This is a genomic window from Rhodoferax saidenbachensis (assembly GCF_001955715.1).
Classification (GTDB): domain Bacteria; phylum Pseudomonadota; class Gammaproteobacteria; order Burkholderiales; family Burkholderiaceae_C; genus Allorhodoferax; species Allorhodoferax saidenbachensis.
Window position 1 is genome coordinate 2341265 of record NZ_CP019239.1, and the last position, 17181, is coordinate 2358445.

22 protein-coding genes are annotated in these 17181 nt (G+C 61.4%); 5 read left to right on the forward strand and 17 right to left on the reverse strand.

Annotated elements, in window-relative coordinates; genetic code table 11:
* Nucleotides 1–3: 3 nt before the first annotated feature.
* Complete coding sequence (locus RS694_RS11210; RefSeq protein WP_152528793.1) at nt 4–810, forward strand: hypothetical protein; 807 nt, start codon at nt 4–6, stop codon at nt 808–810.
* A 415-nt stretch (nt 811–1225) separates the two neighbouring features.
* Here the strand turns inward: RS694_RS11210 and RS694_RS11215 are convergent, their stop codons facing one another.
* The 5 genes from RS694_RS11215 to RS694_RS11230 form a co-directional block, all read right to left on the reverse strand.
* A complete protein-coding gene (locus RS694_RS11215) occupies nt 1226–1840 on the reverse strand; it encodes a DUF4145 domain-containing protein (protein ID WP_029706991.1) in 615 nt (204 codons plus the stop codon).
* Between the two features lie 68 nt (nt 1841–1908).
* Entirely contained in the window at nt 1909–2292 is a 384-nt protein-coding gene (locus RS694_RS20490) for a hypothetical protein (protein WP_156876172.1), read from the reverse strand.
* 240 nt (nt 2293–2532) lie between these two features.
* Nucleotides 2533–3036: a hypothetical protein gene (locus RS694_RS11220; protein WP_051391795.1), complete on the reverse strand. Its 504-nt coding sequence runs from the start codon at nt 3034–3036 to the stop codon at nt 2533–2535.
* Complete coding sequence (locus RS694_RS11225) at nt 3033–3914, reverse strand: alpha/beta fold hydrolase (protein WP_244898401.1); 882 nt, start codon at nt 3912–3914, stop codon at nt 3033–3035. The genes RS694_RS11220 and RS694_RS11225 overlap by 4 nt, the downstream gene beginning before the upstream one ends.
* Before the next feature lie 40 nt (nt 3915–3954).
* Complete coding sequence (locus tag RS694_RS11230; RefSeq protein WP_029706988.1) at nt 3955–4833, reverse strand: helix-turn-helix transcriptional regulator; 879 nt, start codon at nt 4831–4833, stop codon at nt 3955–3957.
* A gap of 172 nt (nt 4834–5005) precedes the next feature.
* On the opposite strand from RS694_RS11230, the gene RS694_RS11235 reads away from it, so the two are divergent.
* On the forward strand, nt 5006–6031 hold the full coding sequence (locus tag RS694_RS11235; protein ID WP_029706987.1) for a Bug family tripartite tricarboxylate transporter substrate binding protein: 1026 nt from the start codon (nt 5006–5008) through the stop codon (nt 6029–6031).
* A complete protein-coding gene (locus RS694_RS11240; protein WP_029706986.1) occupies nt 6031–6507 on the forward strand; it encodes a DUF3237 domain-containing protein in 477 nt (158 codons plus the stop codon). The genes RS694_RS11235 and RS694_RS11240 overlap by 1 nt, the downstream gene beginning before the upstream one ends.
* Before the next feature lie 16 nt (nt 6508–6523).
* On the opposite strand, the gene rlmB is transcribed toward RS694_RS11240, so the two are convergent.
* The 4 genes from rlmB to RS694_RS11260 form a co-directional block, all read right to left on the reverse strand.
* Nucleotides 6524–7291 (reverse strand): 23S rRNA (guanosine(2251)-2'-O)-methyltransferase RlmB, encoded by a 768-nt coding sequence (gene rlmB / locus RS694_RS11245; protein WP_029706985.1) that lies wholly within the window; start codon nt 7289–7291, stop codon nt 6524–6526.
* A gap of 7 nt (nt 7292–7298) precedes the next feature.
* The gene (locus RS694_RS11250; RefSeq protein ID WP_029706984.1) at nt 7299–7664 is read right to left on the reverse strand and encodes a 2OG-Fe(II) oxygenase family protein; all 366 of its coding nucleotides are present in this window, start codon (nt 7662–7664) and stop codon (nt 7299–7301) included.
* Nucleotides 7665–7736: 72 nt separating this feature from the next.
* Nucleotides 7737–8039, reverse strand: a complete 303-nt coding sequence (locus RS694_RS11255; protein ID WP_029706983.1) for a DUF1330 domain-containing protein — start codon at nt 8037–8039, stop codon at nt 7737–7739.
* The gene (locus tag RS694_RS11260; protein WP_029706982.1) at nt 8036–8722 is read right to left on the reverse strand and encodes an ABC transporter ATP-binding protein; all 687 of its coding nucleotides are present in this window, start codon (nt 8720–8722) and stop codon (nt 8036–8038) included. The genes RS694_RS11255 and RS694_RS11260 overlap by 4 nt, the downstream gene beginning before the upstream one ends.
* On the opposite strand from RS694_RS11260, the gene RS694_RS11265 reads away from it, so the two are divergent.
* Nucleotides 8721–9374, forward strand: coding sequence for an arylesterase (locus RS694_RS11265; RefSeq protein WP_029706981.1), 654 nt, complete (start codon nt 8721–8723; stop codon nt 9372–9374). The two genes, RS694_RS11260 and RS694_RS11265, sit on opposite strands and share 2 nt — an antisense overlap.
* Nucleotides 9371–10420 carry a tRNA 2-selenouridine(34) synthase MnmH gene (mnmH, locus tag RS694_RS11270; RefSeq protein ID WP_029706980.1) on the forward strand — a complete coding sequence of 350 codons (1050 nt, stop codon included), beginning with the start codon at nt 9371–9373 and terminating at the stop codon, nt 10418–10420. Before RS694_RS11265 ends, mnmH begins: the two co-directional genes overlap by 4 nt.
* 21 nt (nt 10421–10441) lie before the next feature.
* Here mnmH and RS694_RS11275 read toward each other — a convergent pair whose 3' ends face one another.
* The 8 genes from RS694_RS11275 to hflC all read right to left on the reverse strand — a co-directional run bounded on the left by RS694_RS11275 (nt 10442) and on the right by hflC (nt 17177).
* Nucleotides 10442–10639, reverse strand: a complete 198-nt coding sequence (locus tag RS694_RS11275; protein WP_029706979.1) for a hypothetical protein — start codon at nt 10637–10639, stop codon at nt 10442–10444.
* Between the two features lie 17 nt (nt 10640–10656).
* Nucleotides 10657–11478, reverse strand: a complete 822-nt coding sequence (locus tag RS694_RS11280) for a DUF2189 domain-containing protein (RefSeq protein WP_037246997.1) — start codon at nt 11476–11478, stop codon at nt 10657–10659.
* Nucleotides 11479–11532: 54 nt separating this feature from the next.
* Nucleotides 11533–12744: a PLP-dependent transferase gene (locus RS694_RS11285; protein WP_029706977.1), complete on the reverse strand. Its 1212-nt coding sequence runs from the start codon at nt 12742–12744 to the stop codon at nt 11533–11535.
* Nucleotides 12745–12885: 141 nt separating this feature from the next.
* Nucleotides 12886–13410, reverse strand: a complete 525-nt coding sequence (locus tag RS694_RS11290; protein ID WP_029706976.1) for a phosphoribosyltransferase — start codon at nt 13408–13410, stop codon at nt 12886–12888.
* 78 nt (nt 13411–13488) lie between these two features.
* Complete coding sequence (locus RS694_RS11295; RefSeq protein ID WP_029706975.1) at nt 13489–14865, reverse strand: adenylosuccinate synthase; 1377 nt, start codon at nt 14863–14865, stop codon at nt 13489–13491.
* 11 nt (nt 14866–14876) lie between these two features.
* Nucleotides 14877–16025, reverse strand: a complete 1149-nt coding sequence (locus RS694_RS11300) for an ATP phosphoribosyltransferase regulatory subunit (RefSeq protein WP_029706974.1) — start codon at nt 16023–16025, stop codon at nt 14877–14879.
* Between the two features lie 54 nt (nt 16026–16079).
* The gene (locus RS694_RS11305; RefSeq protein WP_029706973.1) at nt 16080–16271 is read right to left on the reverse strand and encodes a DUF2065 domain-containing protein; all 192 of its coding nucleotides are present in this window, start codon (nt 16269–16271) and stop codon (nt 16080–16082) included.
* Nucleotides 16272–16274: 3 nt separating this feature from the next.
* Nucleotides 16275–17177, reverse strand: a complete 903-nt coding sequence (gene hflC, locus RS694_RS11310; protein WP_029706972.1) for a protease modulator HflC — start codon at nt 17175–17177, stop codon at nt 16275–16277.
* Between the last annotated feature and the right edge of the window lie 4 nt (nt 17178–17181).

The window sequence follows — 17181 nt, forward strand, 5'->3', positions numbered from 1 at the left end:
ACTATGTATTTCAGAAAAATCTTGCTCGGCGCGATGGGACTGTTCCTGCTTGGCGCCGCCCAGGCCCAACCCAGAGACAAAGAGTATTTGGATACGCGTCGCGATCTCGCGAGCATCGTAAAAAGTAACCCGAGAATTCAGTTGCCCGATTTCCTGATCACGGTGCCACTGGATTTGCGCAATATGCCGCCAGAGGTGTCTGCCGTCGTGGTCTGGTGCGACATCCTCAACGCCAAGTACGCATGGGACCGCAGCACCGCCTCCCGTAACGTCCTCAACCCGCAAAATCTGGCACTGCTGCAGTTCAACAAGGTCGGCCCCCAAACCGTGGCCACGACGGGTAGTCTGGAAATTCCCGTTGCTGTTCCACGTCCAGCAACAGCAGGACTTCCCCCGGCGCCCTGGACTATAGAGAGCACCTATTGGGGAAACGGAAACACGAACCCTGGCGGTATGGCACCTGGCGACAAACTCATGATCGTCCCCGGCGACGTTGCCAAAACCCCCAACCCCTCACAGAGCCGAAGCTCTGTCGTCCTGGAGGCCAGTGCCCAAGGGGCTATTGATGCCAGCCTGGGAACAGCCTATGCCTGCCACATGGGCTTCAAGGCACGCGCGCCCATCAATGGCAAGGTGGAAGAATTCACCGTCTTTGCCCCCGATGCCAATACCTACACAGGCATGCCATTCAAGGGGCTGTACGGCGCCGATGGCAAACCCGCACCTGCATCCGAGGTCGAGAGGTCTGTGCTGCTGTCCAAGGTGCTGCACATCTACGGCAACATCCCCACGCCTGCTGCATCCAAGTAAGAATTCAGGCCCCAGCCAGCTGCGCACACACCTGGGGCGCTGAGGCTGGCAGGCAGCTGTAATGCGACAGGCCCGGCATGCAGATGTCCCACACCACCGACCATAAAACAGCTGCCCAGACTGCGCGCCTTCAAACAGGGCATGCCCCCGATCGTGATTGCGCTGTTGATTGCGACGGGATGGATTCTGGCGTCCAGCCAGCGTCACAACTGGAAAACTGGCGGCCGTGGCTGCTAACTGCGGTAGCTACTGTGGTGGTGTAGCGCACCAAGGTGCATTTGCTGTGGCTGTTGGGAGGTGGGGCTGTGTTGGGGCGGATGGGGTGGGTATAAGTCAGTAATAAACCACGCCCTAAAAGTATTCATACAGCGACAAGAAAAAGCAACTACAGACAAACGTCACATTGACTCGCTTGTTAGCCCGGCAGACCGTGAGGCATCGCCTTTCGTGCCAAATACTTGTCGTATTTTTCACTCAACGTATAGACATAATCAAAGATGGCTATGGTGAAATCAATTACATCTTCGGCATTTTCACGAGTAGTCTCTTGCTCCGACGCATGTGCGCCGATATTGCGCTCTTTGCGCAAGGCTTCCGCCCACGTAAAGAGTCTTTCATCAATGATGCCTTTAGTTTTCAATTCTGCTAAGCCTTTGCCAATCATCATGTTCGCTCCGGCCTTCTCATGTATGAGCCGCTCTAAAGCCTTTCCACACAATACGGCAGCTGCAGAATAAATGCCATGCGACAGACATTTCTGCGCATCTTTAATGTCACGGCGAGCTGCCACCGGAATAGAGGAAGAAATTTCAGTATTTGCAGGTACGGGCCAGATTCGCTCCGCATTACTCCACTCATAGTTCATCTGCTCGTCTTGATAAACAAAGGCTTTACCCAAAAGCGCCTGCTTGCAGGACGGACACTCAGCAAGAAAATAGGCGTCACTCTCTGCGTTACCAACCCAATACTTAATGTCCGTTTTTACTCTTACGGAACACTGGGGGCAATCAATGACAGTGGAATTGGTCATAAATATTTTGTTTACATGAGGGGCTTCCGCTCTTTCGGCTATCTCCCTTTATGAAGAAGCTGGAGACCTCACTCAAAGTCAAAGAAATCAGCGAGCAACAAACCATTTTTTCCTCGCTGACGCCCGTCAAGGCACATAATTTCAACTCTTGGGATCGCTAGCAATTCTTGAGACAAATCTCTGCCTGGAACGAATGTATTAATTTCATGACCATGCCTATTGGGTGACAAAAAAGCAATGCGAACTCTTTCCGGTTCAAAAAATTTAACGAACAATTCGACGGACTGGACTATGTCAGGCATCTTCCGGAAAGCATTGGGTTGGAATGGCCCGGCATAGCACCAGCGTCCATCGTTCATCTTGTTTCTTGTCTTTTCCAAAAACTCTTTAGGAGTTTCATCGTATTCATGCGGAGAAGTTAACCGCAAATACAACCGGCGCTCGTTGCTCAAGTGATAAATCTCAGAGAGCCTGCGTTGCTCTGACGAAGGGGGTGGTAAGCCTTCTGTACCGAGCCTTCGGTCTAGAAACATCGACCGAAGCGTTGTACTCTTGCCAGAGTCTTGAGGCGCAACTACAAAAAGTGCTCGTTCTAGAAATATTGCCATTATTGCTCCCGGCTTCTTGGATAACCATTTTGCGTCTGCCCAAGTACTCTGAATATCCCCCGTTCGGGTGATTCGACAACAAATTTAGCGTCGCGCTACAGAGCGCGCATGCACCACCACCACCCCGAACAACACAATGCCAGCGAACTTGAGCGCCGAGCAGGCTGTCGCAATGGGCACCAGCAACGCAGCGTTCTCCAGATGTCCACTTGTCAGATACCAATGCAGGATGTTTTCCCCTACATCGGCCAACGCAGCCACGGGCATGAGCGCGGATACCCGTAGCCGCCACGCCGGCGTGTACCGCGCGAATACCGCAGTGCGCGTGGTCAGCAGATAGCCAAACGCGCCATACGCCAACAGCAGCGCCGCATCCACCGGCAAGTGCGAACGGAACAGCGCCACGCCCGCAGGCTGCCACTGGGCCAGGATGGCTTGAAATGCATCGGCGTTCCCGGCGAACTGCAGTGCGACAAGGTTGGGTTGCAGCGGCAGCAAATAGACCGCCAACCCAATGAAAAGCAGCAGCGCGGCAATACCGGTGGTGCGCACCCAGATGTGGGATGCATTCACGGTGCTGCCTTTCATGCCGCCACCTGCGTGCAAATCTTTGGTAGGGCCGCCAGCAAACAGGAATAGTGCGACAGCCCGGGCATCAATTGCAGCCCGGCCACGTGAGGCAACGTGGCCTGCAGGTAGTGCGCCATGGCAGGCGACGACCAGTTGTCTGCATCGCCGTGCCACAGGTGCACGGGCGCGTGAATGGTGGCCAGGCTGGCGGCCCACGGTTGCACATAGGTTTCCACATCACGGCGGTAACCCGCCTGCCCTCCCCCAAAGGCGCTTTGCAAGGCGGATTTGACGACGGCTTGAAACGCGGCATCTTTGGCCAGGGCGACATCGCCCCCCTGGGCCGATGCGAACAACATGCCGAACAAGGCACCCGGTGCAAACCGGGCCAGCACGCCCTGCCAGCGTGTCAGCAGGCCAAACAGCCAAGGCGCCTTTTGCGCCAGGCGAAAGACATGTTTGCCCGCCAGTGCCTCCAGAAAATCACCGCCATCCAGCGGCGCGGCGGCAGATACCAGATGGATGCTGCGCACCTGCGAGGGCAGAAAGCGGCTGGTCTGCAGCGCGATGAACGCGCCCATGGAAAAACCCACAAAGTCCACGACCTGCCCCTGGGCCACGCTGGTGATGTGTGCTGCCAGCGCTTGGTAATAAGCGTCCCCACGCAGCGCGCTATCCATGGCGAAGCGGTCTATGCACAACACCTGCAGGCCATGCGCCTGGGCAGGCGCGTCGAACACATTGGCCTCTTGCGGCGCACCGGGCACGCCGTGGAAATAGACGAGCAGCCGCCCCGACTGCACGTCATTAGCGCCTTCAATCAAGGCATAGCCCTGATCGTGATTGCGCTGCTGACTGCCGTGACCATGGTGGTTGTAGGGTGGCCCAAGTTGCATTGGCTGTGGCTGCTGGGCGCTTTAGGCTGGGTCTCAACAGTCAAGCGCCGCGCACGGCGGAAGCCCCCATGACCAGGGCATACAGTTCGTTGCGAAAGTGGATACCCAGGCGGTTGAAGGCCCGGTTGCGGTAGGTCTTGACCGTGGGCAGACTCAAGCCCAGGTCGTTGGCAATGCCATCCTGCGTCATGCCCTGCAGCAAGCGCAGGCACACATCCAGCTCGCGCTGCGTCAGCGCCGGTGACAGGGCCAGCAATCGGCTGCGCAGGCTGGGGCCGACGGGCCCCTCTTCCGCATCCGCCTCGATGGCAGGCGCTCCCACCAGTGCCAGGTGCTTGCGGGTCAGTGCCAGCAACGACGGCGCCAGATTGCCAAACATGGCCAGTTGCCCATCTGTGAAGGGCCGCTGGTGCTGATGGCGGTAGAAGTTGATCGCGAACACCACCCCGTCGCCAGGCAGGCTGACGATAGACACCCGCTCGGCCACACCATGCGCCTCATAGACCTTGGCCCGGTGCTCCACAGGAACCTCGCGCGCCATGATGTGGCACAGCTGTGTCATGGGCCCGGTGGCACCGGCCAGGGCGGCGGCAGAGCTGGTCGGTTGTGCGACCAGCGTGCGGTCCTTCAAGTAGGGGCCCGACAGGTAGGCTCGCCAGCAGTCGCGGGTGGTGTCGGTCACGCCATGACTGGCCGACATGAACAGCGTGGGACGGCAGTGCTGCCCGGTGCGGTACACCGACCACGATGCGGCGGGCACCACCGGGTACAGGCAGTCCAACAGGTTGTCCTCAAAACGGGGCTGGCCCAGTGCCATGACCATTCCGGCCAACACGTGGCCGACCTCACTGCTTGCCGCATCACCCGCCAGCGGTGCGCCGGTCGAAGCGCTGCGGCCACTCACGGTCCATGTCCTCATGCTTTGTCTCCTCGGCGCTTTTTTTGTGCATCCTCAGCATTGGTCTGCTGGTTTACCCGTCGTCCTCAGGGATGACGGCCCCGCAGCAGCGGCTGTTTTACGCTTGCTCTGTCGCGGCATTCTGCCTTTTTTTGGGTGCCAACGCCCTTTTTTCACAACAACGAGAGACACCATGAGCACACCATCCACCCGTCGCACCCACCTGCGCCAGCTGACCCGCACCGCCGCCGCGCTGGCGGTTGCCGCTGCATCACTGGCGCCATGGACCACCGCGCAAGCCCAATCGGCCGCGGGCTACCCGACCAAACCTGTGCGCATCATTGTGGGATTCCCGGCAGGCACCGGTCCGGACATCGTGGCCCGCCTGCTGGCTCAAAAGCTGTCAGAAGGCTGGGGCAACATGGGTGTGATTGTGGACAACAAGCCCGGTGCCGGTGGCCTGATTGCCGCCAATGAGGCCGCCCACGCCGCGCCCGACGGCTACACGCTGATGCTGGGCGAGACCGGGCAACTGAGCATTGCCCCCAGCAGCTACAACAAACTGCCTTACGACCCGCAAAAAGACTTTGCCGCCGTCAGCCAAGTCGTGAGCTCCGACTTCGTGCTGCTGGTCAACCCGCAGAAGGTCCCGTCCAAAAACGTCAAGGAGTTTGTCGAGTGGAGCGGCAAACAGCCCAATGGCATGTTCCTGGCCACCTTTGGTGCAGGCACACCGGGCCACTTTGGCGCCTTCATGTTTGGCGATGCCGTCAAGATCAAACCTGAAGCAGTGCACTACAAAACCACAGGTGACGCGCTGGGTGGCCTGTTCAGTGGCGACGTACAGGGCGTGTTTGCCAGCGTGGGTCTGGCCGCCCCCAACGTCAAGGCCGGCAAACTGCTGGCCCTGGGCAGCACTGGCGCGACCCGTGCCAACGCGCTCCCCGACACCCCCACCATGAAGGAACAGGGTTACAACAGCCTCGAATTCACCTCGTGGTTTGGCATTGTGGCGCCCGCCAAGGTACCCGCTGACATCCTCGCCAAGCTCAGTGCCGACATCCAGAAAGCCGTGAAATCCGCCGATGGCAAGACCCGATTGGAAGAGGCCGGTTTCCGCGTTACGGGCACCTCCCGCGAGGACTTCACCCGCATCATCAGCGCCGACACCGTGACATGGGGCAAGGCCGTGGCCGCTACCGGATTCAAGGCCGACTGATGGCCCCCATGGACGCCCTCGCGCCACCGGCCTTGAAGTATTTTGCTGACCTGACTGTGCAGGTGGGCCCACCTCAGGAGGTGGGCCAGACCGGGCGCGGCCTGCGCCGCCTGATCCCTATCCTGAGTGGTCAGGCCACAGGTGATGGCTGGACTGCCCGCGTGCTGCCCGGCGGCGCAGACTTTCAGTTGGTCGTCAACGAGCGTCTGGCCGAGCTGGATGCGCGCTATGTGCTGGAGACCGATGGCGGCGACATGATTTATGTGCAGAACCGCGCCCTGCGCTGCGGCCCGGCAGACCTGATGGCCCGGCTGGTACGCGGTGAGCCGGTGGACCCGACGCAGATCTACTTTCGCTGCAGCCCCACGTTTGAGACCGCCTCGCGCGCGCTGGGCTGGATCACCGAGCGCATGTTTGTCGGCTCGGGCGCGCGCTTCCCTGATCAGGTGGCCATGCGCTTTTATGAGCTGATGTAGCCCGGGGCCAGGCCGATCAACTGCGCTGGCGCAGCGCTTCGTACAGGCACACGCCACTGGCCACCGACACGTTCAGGCTCTCTACGGCACCGTGCATCGGAATGCTGACCAGTGCGTCGCAGGTCTTGGACGTGAGCTGGCGCATGCCGTCGCCTTCGGCGCCCAACACCAGGGCCACGGGGCCTTTGAGGTCCGCCTGGTACAGGGTCTGGGTGGCCTGGTCGCTGGTGCCGATGATCCAGATGTTCCGCTCTTTGAGCTCATTGAGCGTGCGCGCCAGGTTGGTCACCATGAAATACGGCACGGTCTCGGCCGCGCCGCTGGCCACCTTGGCCACGGTGGCGTTGATGCCGGCGGCGTGGTCCTTGGGGGCGATCACGCAGTGTGCGCCCGCGCCATCGGCCACCCGCAGGCAGGCGCCCAGGTTGTGCGGGTCAGTCACGCCGTCCAGCACCAGGATCAGCGGCTGGGTACGTTCGGCCACCGGCAGCGCGGCGTTGGCGGCTTCCAGGTTTTCCAGCAGCTCGTCCAGCGAATGGACTTGTTTGATCTCTTGCACCCGCGCAGCCACGCCCTGGTGGCCGTGGCTGCCGGCCATCTTGGCCAGGCGCACGCCGTCGGCTTCGATCAGGCGGATGCCCGCCTCGGCCACCTTGTCGGTGAACTGCCGCATGCGCGCATCGCGGCGCGTGGGGTCCACATAGATTTCAACGATAGATTTTGGGGCGGTCTTGAGGCGCACGCCCACGGCATGGAAGCCGAAGAGAACTTTGGGAGATGACATGGCCCGATTATCGGGCCTGCGCCTTCAAAACCCAGCCCAGCGACAGCACATAACGGCTACTGCCCTCTACGCGGGTCACACTGTGCTCACAAGCGTCGGGGCGAAACAGCTTGACCCTGCGGCTGGTGTAAATGGGCGTGGCACAGACAAACTCACCGCCCGCACGGGACGCCTTCAGCACGATGTTGAGCCGGTAGTGCCGCCCGGCCTGCACCGGGTCGGTATGCGGCGGAATCTGCGCACCCACGGGGTAACGGATCAGATAACTGTCAAACGGCAGCGGCCAGCGGGCGGTCAGCAGCAGCATCTTGTCGTAGCCGGTGCCCTGGCGGCCCCTTTGCCAGCGGAAGGCCTTCTTCAGGTAGTCACGCATGCCGGGCCAACCCTCTATTTACTATATTTTTGATAGCTGCTTGCGCACATCCCATAAGGGCTAGAGGCCAATTTAAGGCTGAGGTCCGTCGTAACCTTCAACGATCACGATGTCTGCCGTGGACACCGGCTTGCGCAGTGTCACCGCGTACTGGTATTCGGGGGAGTTCCAGCAGTCCAGCGCGGCCTGGTAGGACGGGAACTCCAGCACCACATTGCGCGAGCGGCTGCTGCCCTCGGGGTTTTCATACCGGCCTGACCGCGCCAGAAACCGGGCACCGTATTTCTTGAAAGGAATCGCGTTGGCCTCCACGTAGGCCTTGTAGCCCTCGGGGTCTGCAATATCGACGCGTGCAATCCAGTAGCCCTTGGTCATGTCAGCTCCTCTGCCGCAGCCACCCGACCCGCTTCGATGGTGATACGCCGATCGCAGCGCGCGGCAATGGCGCGGTCGTGGGTTACCAGCACCAGGGTCGTGCCCTGCTCGCGGTTCAGTTCAAACATCAACTCCATGATGGTTTCGCCCGTGGCGAAGTCCAGGCTGCCGGTGGGTTCGTCGGCCAGCAGCACAGCGGGCTGCACCACGAAGGCGCGGGCCAGCGCGACGCGCTGCTGTTCGCCGCCACTGAGCACCTTGGGGTACGAGTTCAGGCGCTGCGACAGGCCCACGCGGGCCAGCATCTCGCTGGCAGCTTTGCGGGCGTCCTTGCGGCCGTCCAGCTCCAGCGGCAGCATGACGTTTTCCAGCGCGGTCAGGTTGCCCAGCAACTGGAAGCTCTGGAACACAAAACCCACGCTGCGGGCGCGCAAGGCAGCGCGTGCGTCTTCGTTGATGGCAAACAGATCCTGCCCGGCCAGGCGCACCGTGCCCGACGTGGGGGTGTCCAGGCCGGCGATGATGGAGAGCAAAGTACTCTTGCCCGACCCGGATGCTCCGACGATGGCCGCCGTCTCGCGCACTTTGAGTGCAAAATCGATGTCACGCAGGATCTGCAGCGTGCCGGTGGAATCGGTCACCGCCTTGAATACATGGTCCACCGCAATAATTGAATCAGACATGAGGCCCTCTTTGTATCGACGACACTTTATCGCGCTTGGTATTTCGGCTGGCTTTGCAGGGCTTTCCAGCGCCCAGACCAAGACCCCGCCCGCCTCCGCCACCCTGCTCGTGATCGGCGACTCGTTGAGCGCTGAGTATGGCCTCAAACGCGGTAGCGGCTGGGTCGCGCTGATGGAACAACGTCTGGCGCAGGAGAAAAAGGCCGTGACCGTGGTCAACGCCAGCATCAGCGGCGACACCACCTCGGGCGGGCGTTCGCGCCTGCTAGCCCTGCTGGCACAACACAAACCCACGGTAGTCGTCATTGAGCTGGGCGGCAACGACGCCCTGCGCGGCCTGCCGCTGGCCATGACGCAGGACAACCTGCAGGCCATGACCCAAGCAGCACAAGCGGCTGGCGCCAAAGTACTGTTGCTGGGCATGCAGGTGCCACCCAACTACGGGCAGGACTATGGCCAGAAATTTGCAGCCACCTTTGCCACGGTAGCCAAAGCCAACAAGGCCGCCTTAGTGCCGTTTATGCTCAAAGGCATAGCCGATGGGCCCGACGCCACGCGCCTGTTCCAGGCGGACCGCATTCACCCCACCGAAGCAGCCCACCCGACCATTCTGGCCAACGTGTGGCCCGCCGTGAAGAAACTGCTTCCATGAGCCTGAACGTGATGCAGGCCACCGAGGTGCTGGCCCGGCTGCACGAGTTCGACACGGTGATTGACGCGCGCAGCGAGGGCGAGTTTGACGAAGACCATCTGCCGCTGGCCGTGAATTGGCCCACACTGAACAACGCCGAACGCAAGGAAATCGGCACGCTGTACAAGCAGGTCAATCCATTTGAAGCCCGCAAACGCGGCGCGGCCATTGCGGCGCGCAACATTGCCATGCACATCGAACGCGAGGTGCTGGACAAACCCAAGGACTGGAAACCCCTGGCCTACTGCTGGCGCGGCGGCAAACGCAGCGGCTCGCTTTCGCTGATCCTGGACCAGATCGGTTTCAGGGTCACGCTGGTGGAAGGCGGCTACAAGGCGTTTCGCGCGGCCATGCTGCTGGATACCGCCGCACGCGTCGCGCCGCTGGACCTGCGCGTGGTCTGTGGCACCACAGGCTCGGGCAAGACGCGGCTCTTGCACGCGCTGGACAGCGTGGGCGCGCAGGTGCTGGATCTGGAAGCCCTGGCCAACCACCGAAGTTCGGTGCTGGGCGCCATCCCCGGGCTGGCCCAGCCGACACAAAAGCGCTTTGACATGCTGGTGTGGAACGCGCTGCGCCAGTTTGACCCCGCGCGCCCGGTGTTTGTGGAAAGCGAGAGCAAGAAGGTCGGCAATGTGTTTGTGCCCGCCGTATTGGTGGAACAGATGCGCACCAGCCCGTGCCTGAACGTGGAACTCCCCATGGACGCACGTGTGGCGCTGCTGCTGGAGGACTACGCGTTTCTGACGCGTGACACCACCTACTTTTGCGACCGCCTGGACGTGCTGGCCACCTTTCGGGGCAGGGCCCTGGTGGCAGAGTGGAAAGCGCTGGTGCTGGCGGGAGATTTGCAACCGGTGGTGCGGGACCTGCTGGCCCAGCACTATGACCCGGGCTACCTACAGTCGATGGTGCGCAACTTCAGTCAGTACGCGCAGGCCATCACTATTTCACCCGCCGACCATTCGATGCAGGCCATGGTGGCGCTGGCAAAAACCCTGGTCTAACGGAGCGCCTGCGCTGGGTTGTCAGGGCGTGTCGTCGGAAGCCGGTTCCGCGGGCGCGGCGGACTCACCAATAGCTTCGTTGGCGGCGTCATTGGGGGTGCTGTCGTCTTGTCCGTCGCCGGCCTTGCGCTCACCCTTGTTCTTGAGCTTTTCCTCTTTTTTCTTCTTTTTAGCCAGTTCTTTCTGACGTTTTTCGTAACCGTAATTGGGTTTTGCCAAGGTGTTCTTTCAATAATTCATGGCACTGTACCACCTTGCAGCCAGTGCACCGTGCCACGGTACGCATGCCAGCTCGCGTGGCCCAGCAAAGGCCCCACCACCAGCAGGCCCAGACCCCACGGCGCCAACAACGCCAGCGCCACCAAAACAGCGATCAGCAGCCCCCACAACAGCATTGCCCCGGTGTTGTGGAACACCACCTCCAGGCTGGTGATGGCCGCGGAGATGGCGTCGGTGTCGCGGTCCAGAATCATCGGGATGGACACCACCGCCATCGAAAACACCAACATGGCAAAGCCTCCACCCACCACGGTGTAGGCCAGCAAGAATTCCCAGTTCTCTGGGTTGAACACTGCCTGGACCACGCTGGCCGTGGACGGCATGCCGGTGTTGAAGAACACGGCGAACACCACCAGCGACGCCCTGCCCCACAACAATTCCAGCACGATCAAGACCAGCACCAGCATGGCCATGCTACCCATATGGCGGTCCCAGCAGGTCAGCGAGCTGCCCAGGTCGGGCACCAGGTCCTGCTCACGCCTGCGGCTGACCTCATACAGCCCCATGGCCAAGAACGGGCCCAGCAACAGGCAGCCGGAGGCCATGGACATGGTGTACTCGGGTTTGTTGCGGAACACGGCACCGAGCACCAGCGCCATAAGCCAGAACGCCGTGCCGTAAAAAGCGGCAATGCCGGGGTGGGCGCAGAGGTCACGCCAGCCCGCGCGCAGCCAGTGCAGCAGGTGCACGAGGCGCACCCGCAGAATCTCTTTGGGTGGCGCCTCGGAGGGCGGCGGGATATAGGGTGGAGGGGCTTCAACCGGCGGCAAGGGGCTCATGCCCCAAGCCTAGCGCGGCCAACGCGTCTGCTGCCCCGGGAGAAACCCGGGCGCTCAGCGAAGGACCCGCAGGGCTTCCTCGATGTCAGCCTGCAGATCTTCCACCGCTTCCAGACCAATGCAAAAGCGCACCAACGTGCCGCGCAGCAAATGTTGCGGCCAGCCGTTGCGCATAGATTCGAGGTCATACGGCATGACCAGACTGATAGGCCCACCCCAGCTGTAGCCCAACCGGAAGACCTGCAAGGCATCGCAAAACGCGTCGACCTGGGCCTGGCTGAAGCGCGCGTCCAGCATCACGCTGAACAGGCCCGCAGCACCACCGGCGCCATTTACACACTGGGCTTTCCAGTGCGCGTGACCGGGAGATTCTTCCAGCGATGGGTGCAGCACCTGGACAAACTCGGCCTGCGTCTGCGCCCACTGGGCCAGTGCCCGCGTGGCTTCGTCATGCGCGCGGTAACGCAACGGCATGGAAGGCAGGGAGCGCAGTACGGCCTCCACGTCATTGGCCCCTACGCCAAAGCCCAGGCGCCGGTGGGTCGTGGCCAGGCGTCGGTGCACGGCGGTATCACGCGTCATGGCGCTTCCCATCAACACATCGCCGCCACCGCTGGGGTATTTGGTGAGTGCATGGGTGGACACATCCACCGCCAGCGGCTCGACGCTGCCGGGCGTCAGGTCAAACGGATTGAAGGCCAGACCGGCGCCCCAGGTGTTGTCCAGCGCCGTGAAGACTTTGCGCCGGCGGGCAATACGCACCATCTCGGCCAGGTTGGGAAACTCCAGCGTGACTGAGCCCGCAGCCTCCAGCCAGATGAGTTTGGTGCGGCTGGAGATCTGCGCTTCCAGGTCGGACGGATCCATCGGGTCATAGACCTGGTAGGAAATACCCCAGTCCTTGAGCTCACCGTCGCACAGGTCCTTGTTGGGGCCGTAGCTGTTGTCGGGGATCAGCACCTCGTCGCCGCTCTTGAGCAGCGACAGGGACACCATTGCAATGGCTGCCAGGCCACTGGGCGCGAGCAGGCAGCGCGTGCCGCCCTCCAGCGCGCACAGGCGCTCTTCCAGCAGATAGCTGGTGGGCGTGCCGCGCAGGCCATAGGTGTAGGAGTTTTTGTCGACCACCGAGGTGTAGCGCGAACGCATGTCGGCCACCGACTCAAAAAACACGGTGGACGCCTTGAACACGCCGGGCTGCGGCGCGTCAAAACCGGGGGGTGGTGTGTACGGGTTGTGGATGAGTTGGGTGGTGGGATGCGTCATAGTGAAGCCTTGTAGATGGGGGCCACAATTCCGCGCCGGGCCGCCCCAAACGGTTCTGGACCGCTTGGCGGCCAGCGCCGCTAGGCAATTAGCCCCCTCGGGGGGCAGCGACCCGCGCAGCGGCGGAGCGTGGGGGTGACGTCACACACTCCACTTCTGGATCAGTTGCTCGGGACGCAGAGCGTCGTAGCCCTCGAAAGGCTGGTGAATCCAGGGATTGGTGGGCAGGAATTCGACCGAATAGTCGGGCGTGAACACCGACACGGCCTTGGTCCAGATCACGGCGCTGCGCAGCTCGGTGATGGGCGAATAGTTGTTGCGCAACAGGTTGATGACGGCGTTGAGCGTGTGGCCCGAATCGGCCAGGTCGTCGACCAGCAGCACCTTGCCGGCGATCTCGCCCTTGGGGGTGGTGATGTAGCGGGCAATGTCCAGGTTGCCCTGCTGCGTGCCGGCTTCGGCGCGGTACGAGCTGGTGGACATGATGGCCAGCGGCTTGTCGAACACGCGGGACAAGATGTCACCGGGGCGCATGCCGCCGCGGGCCAGGCACAGGATGGTGTCGAACTCCCAGCCCGACTGAAAAATCTTGATCGCCAGTTTTTCAATCAGGTTGTGGTACTCGTCGTAGCTCACATACAGGTGCTTGCCGTCTTCTGTCAACATCAGAATGCTCCTAAATTAGTAGCTGCTTGCGCAATATTTACGGGGGCTAGAGGGCTATTTTGCTCAAAAACTGGAGCATCAATCGGCCAGATAGGGGTGGCGCATCATGATCGTGTGGTCACGGTCCGGGCTGGTGGACACCATGTGGATAGGCACACCGGTGACCTGCTCGATACGCTGCAGATACAGGCGCGCGGCCACCGGCAGCTTGTCGTACTGCGTGACACCCACGGTGCTATCGCTCCAGCCTTCCATGGTTTCGTAAATCGGCTTGCAGCGCGAAATGTCATCGGCGCCCATGGGCAGGATGTCTACCACTTCGCCGTCCAGTTCGTAGCCGGTGCACAGCAGCAACTCTTTCAGGCCGTCCAGCACGTCGAGCTTGGTAATGCACAGACCCGACAGGCCATTGACCTGGGCCGAGCGCTTCAACAAAGCAGCATCAAACCAGCCGCAGCGGCGCGAGCGGCCGGTGGTCACGCCCTTCTCGGCGCCCACGGTGCTCATGTGGTAACCCGGGGTGCCTTCTTTTTCCCAATCCAGTTCGGTGGGGAAAGGGCCACCGCCTACACGGGTGCAGTAGGCCTTGGTGATGCCCAGGATGTAGTGCAGCATGCCCGGGCCGACACCGGCACCCGCGGCGGCGTTGCCGGCCACGCAGTTGCTCGATGTGACATAGGGGTAGGTGCCGTGGTCCACGTCCAGCAGCGTGCCCTGTGCGCCTTCAAACAAAAGATTGGCGCCGTGCAGGTTGGCTTCGTTCAGTTCGCGCGACACGTCCGCCATCATGGGCTTGAGCAGTTCGGCGTGGCGCATGGCTTCGGCATATACCGGCTCAAACAACACCTGACCGTCTTTCATGTACGGCGCCAGTGTGGGGCCGAAGTCGAATGCGGCGGAGCCCAGGTAGCTGGTCAGCACATGGTTGTGCAGGTCCAGCAGTTCGCGCAGCTTGGCGGCAAAACGCTCGGGGTATTTCAAATCCTGCACGCGCAGCGCGCGGCGGGCAATCTTGTCTTCATAGGCAGGGCCAATGCCGCGACCCGTAGTGCCAATCTTGGTGGTTCCGCCCTTTTCGCGGAAGGCTTCACGGGCCACGTCCAGCGCGGCGTGGAACGGCAGGATCAAGGGGCAGGCCTCAGAAATGCGCAGGCGCGAGCGCAGCTCGACACCGACTTTTTCCAAGCCTTCGATTTCTTCAAACAACTTGGCGGCCGACAACACCACACCGTTGCCGATGTAGCACTTCACGCCCGGGCGCATGATGCCGCTGGGGATCAGGTGCAAGGCAGTTTTCACGCCGTTGATGACCAAGGTGTGGCCTGCGTTGTGGCCGCCCTGGAAGCGCACCACGCCTTGGGCGCTTTCGGTGAGCCAATCGACCAGCTTGCCCTTGCCCTCGTCGCCCCACTGGGTGCCCACGACCACTACATTTCGACCTTTGGTTGTATTCATTTCGCTTTGCTCTAGATTGCTGTTACGACCCACTGACCGGCGGCTTGCACCAATTCGCGGTCGCACTGAAACTCATCGACTTCACTCTCGTGGCCTGGCAACACGCAGACCACGGTCTCGCCCTGCCGGCGCAGCCCGGCGATGGCCGAGCGCAAGGCAGGTGCTTCACCCCAAGGCGCACGGATGGCCGCGCGCAGGGGGCGTACCGCTGCAGCGCCGACCACAGCCTTGATATCCAGGCTGAAACCCACGGCCGGGCGTTTGCGGCCAAAGACCGAACCGACCTCGTCATACCGTCCGCCACGTGCCAGCGCATCACTGGCACCCGGGGCGTAGATGGAAAACTGCACGCCGCTGTAATAGGCATAACCACGCAGGTCGGCAAGGTCAAACGTCACCTTGGCGTCTTCGATATGGCTGGAGAGCCATTGCAAATGGTCCAGGCCACGCTGGATGCCCGGCAGATCGGGCAACACCTTGCGGGCCTCAGCCAGCACACTGGCGTCGCCGTACAACTGCACCAGATCCTGCAGCGCCTTGGCGGTAGCTGCGGGCAGATGGCGCGAGAGGGATTGGAGTTCGCTGGCGTCCTTGGCAGCCAATGCACTGTGCACGTTGGCCAGCGCAGCGGCTGTCAGGCCTGCATCCTTCAGCACCGCATGCACGATACCGGCATCGGCCATGTCCACGCTGATGGAGCCGACCTGGGCGGCCTTGAGCGAGTCCAGCGCGAGGGTCAGGATTTCAAGATCGGCCTCCAGGCCGCTATGGCCGTAGATTTCAGCACCAAACTGCAGCGGTTCACGTGTGGCATTGGTACCGCTGGGGCGCGTATGCAACACCGGGCCGCAGTAGCACAGGCGTGTGACTCCTGCACGGTTGAGCAAATGGGCGTCGATGCGGGCGACCTGGGGCGTGCTGTCGGCCCGCAGGCCCATCATGCGGCCCGAGAGCTGGTCGACCAGCTTGAAGGTCTGCAGATCCAGCGCCTCACCGGTGCCCGACAACAGGGATTCAAGATGCTCCAGCAAAGGCGGCATGACCAGCTCGTAGCCATAGCAGCGCGCCATGTCCAGCAGGTCTCGACGTATTTCTTCGATGTGGCGCGCCTCGGAAGGCAGCACATCGGCAATGTGATCCGGCAGGACCCAAGCAGACATGGAATTTGAGGGGGCTGTTAAAACCGAGATTTTACCGGGCTTGGGGCCCGGTTTTCAGGGTGTCAGCCACCAAATCAGTACAAGACCACCCAATACGCTGAACATTGCGAAGAAGCGGATTTGGCCGTCGCTCAATTGCAGCAGTTGTGTGAAGGTGCGGCGCCAGCCTGAGGGAGACAGAAAAGGAAAAAGGCCTTCGATCACCAGAACGAAGGCCAATGCCAGCCAGAGGGTATCGCTGTCCAAGGCTTATTTCTTGCTGGAACCACCCGAAGATCCACCATTGCGGAAGACCTTGAAGAACTCGCTGGAGGCCGGGTCCAGCACCATCACGTCACTCTTGTTCGCAAAGGAGGCCTTGTAGGCGTCCAGGCTGCGGTAGAACTGGGCGAACTGCGGGTCTTTGCCAAACGCGTCGGCGTAAATCTTGGCGGCTTCGGCATCGCCCTCCCCCTTGATCTTCTGGGCGTCGCGGTAGGCGTTGGCAATCGCCACTTCGCGCTGGCGGTCGGCATCGGCACGGATTTTTTCGCCTTCGGCAGCACCGGTGGAACGCAGCTCATTGGCCACACGCTTGCGTTCGGCTTCCATACGGCGATACACCGATTCGGTGATCGCTTCCACGTAGTCCACGCGGGTAATACGCACGTCCACCACGTCCACGCCCCATGGCTTGGCGCCGCGCACCTTGTCCAACACTTCGGCCTTCACATCGGCCATCAGCGCTTCACGCTTGAGCGAGAGCAGTTCTTTTACCGTGCGTTTGTTGATTTCTTCCTGGAAGGCATTGCGCACCACGCGGTTGAGCTGGTTCGCGCCCGCGCTTTCGTTCAGACCCACGTTACGGATGTACTCCGAAGGTTCGGAAATGCGCCAGCGCACATACCAGTCGATCACCACGCGCTGTTTCTCGGCAGTCAGCATGGGTTCTGCATCGGTGCTATCCAGCGTGAGCAGGCGCTTGTCGATGTAGGACACGTTCTGGAAGGGTGGCGGCAACTTGAAATTCAAGCCGGGCTCCGTGATCACTTCCTTGATTTGCCCCAGGGCATAGACCACGCCGAACTGGCGCTGGTCCACCACAAACAGTGTGGAGCTGGCCAGTGCCAACAGCACCAGCAACGACGACAAAATAAATCCAAGCCGGTTCATGCGT

Excerpts from the sequence above, each read along its gene's own strand:
- RS694_RS11295 (WP_029706975.1), bottom strand. The coding sequence starts at position 14,865 with ATGAATACAACCAAAGGTCGAAATGTAGTGGTCGTGGGCACCCAGTGG.
- RS694_RS11240 (WP_029706986.1), top strand. The coding sequence starts at position 6,031 with ATGGCCCCCATGGACGCCCTCGCGCCACCGGCCTTGAAGTATTTTGCT.
- RS694_RS11230 (WP_029706988.1), bottom strand. The coding sequence starts at position 4,833 with ATGAGGACATGGACCGTGAGTGGCCGCAGCGCTTCGACCGGCGCACCG.
- RS694_RS11280 (WP_037246997.1), bottom strand. The coding sequence starts at position 11,478 with ATGAGCCCCTTGCCGCCGGTTGAAGCCCCTCCACCCTATATCCCGCCG.
- RS694_RS11220 (WP_051391795.1), bottom strand. The coding sequence starts at position 3,036 with ATGAAAGGCAGCACCGTGAATGCATCCCACATCTGGGTGCGCACCACC.
- RS694_RS11260 (WP_029706982.1), bottom strand. The coding sequence starts at position 8,722 with ATGTCTGATTCAATTATTGCGGTGGACCATGTATTCAAGGCGGTGACC.
- RS694_RS11210 (WP_152528793.1), top strand. The coding sequence starts at position 4 with ATGTATTTCAGAAAAATCTTGCTCGGCGCGATGGGACTGTTCCTGCTT.
- RS694_RS11250 (WP_029706984.1), bottom strand. The coding sequence starts at position 7,664 with ATGCGTGACTACCTGAAGAAGGCCTTCCGCTGGCAAAGGGGCCGCCAG.
- mnmH (WP_029706980.1), top strand. The coding sequence starts at position 9,371 with ATGAGCCTGAACGTGATGCAGGCCACCGAGGTGCTGGCCCGGCTGCAC.
- RS694_RS11235 (WP_029706987.1), top strand. The coding sequence starts at position 5,006 with ATGAGCACACCATCCACCCGTCGCACCCACCTGCGCCAGCTGACCCGC.
- RS694_RS11290 (WP_029706976.1), bottom strand. The coding sequence starts at position 13,410 with ATGTTGACAGAAGACGGCAAGCACCTGTATGTGAGCTACGACGAGTAC.
- rlmB (WP_029706985.1), bottom strand. The coding sequence starts at position 7,291 with ATGTCATCTCCCAAAGTTCTCTTCGGCTTCCATGCCGTGGGCGTGCGC.
- RS694_RS11285 (WP_029706977.1), bottom strand. The coding sequence starts at position 12,744 with ATGACGCATCCCACCACCCAACTCATCCACAACCCGTACACACCACCC.
- RS694_RS11255 (WP_029706983.1), bottom strand. The coding sequence starts at position 8,039 with ATGACCAAGGGCTACTGGATTGCACGCGTCGATATTGCAGACCCCGAG.
- RS694_RS11225 (WP_244898401.1), bottom strand. The coding sequence starts at position 3,914 with ATGCAACTTGGGCCACCCTACAACCACCATGGTCACGGCAGTCAGCAG.
- RS694_RS11300 (WP_029706974.1), bottom strand. The coding sequence starts at position 16,025 with ATGTCTGCTTGGGTCCTGCCGGATCACATTGCCGATGTGCTGCCTTCC.
- RS694_RS11215 (WP_029706991.1), bottom strand. The coding sequence starts at position 1,840 with ATGACCAATTCCACTGTCATTGATTGCCCCCAGTGTTCCGTAAGAGTA.
- hflC (WP_029706972.1), bottom strand. The coding sequence starts at position 17,177 with ATGAACCGGCTTGGATTTATTTTGTCGTCGTTGCTGGTGCTGTTGGCA.
- RS694_RS11265 (WP_029706981.1), top strand. The coding sequence starts at position 8,721 with ATGAGGCCCTCTTTGTATCGACGACACTTTATCGCGCTTGGTATTTCG.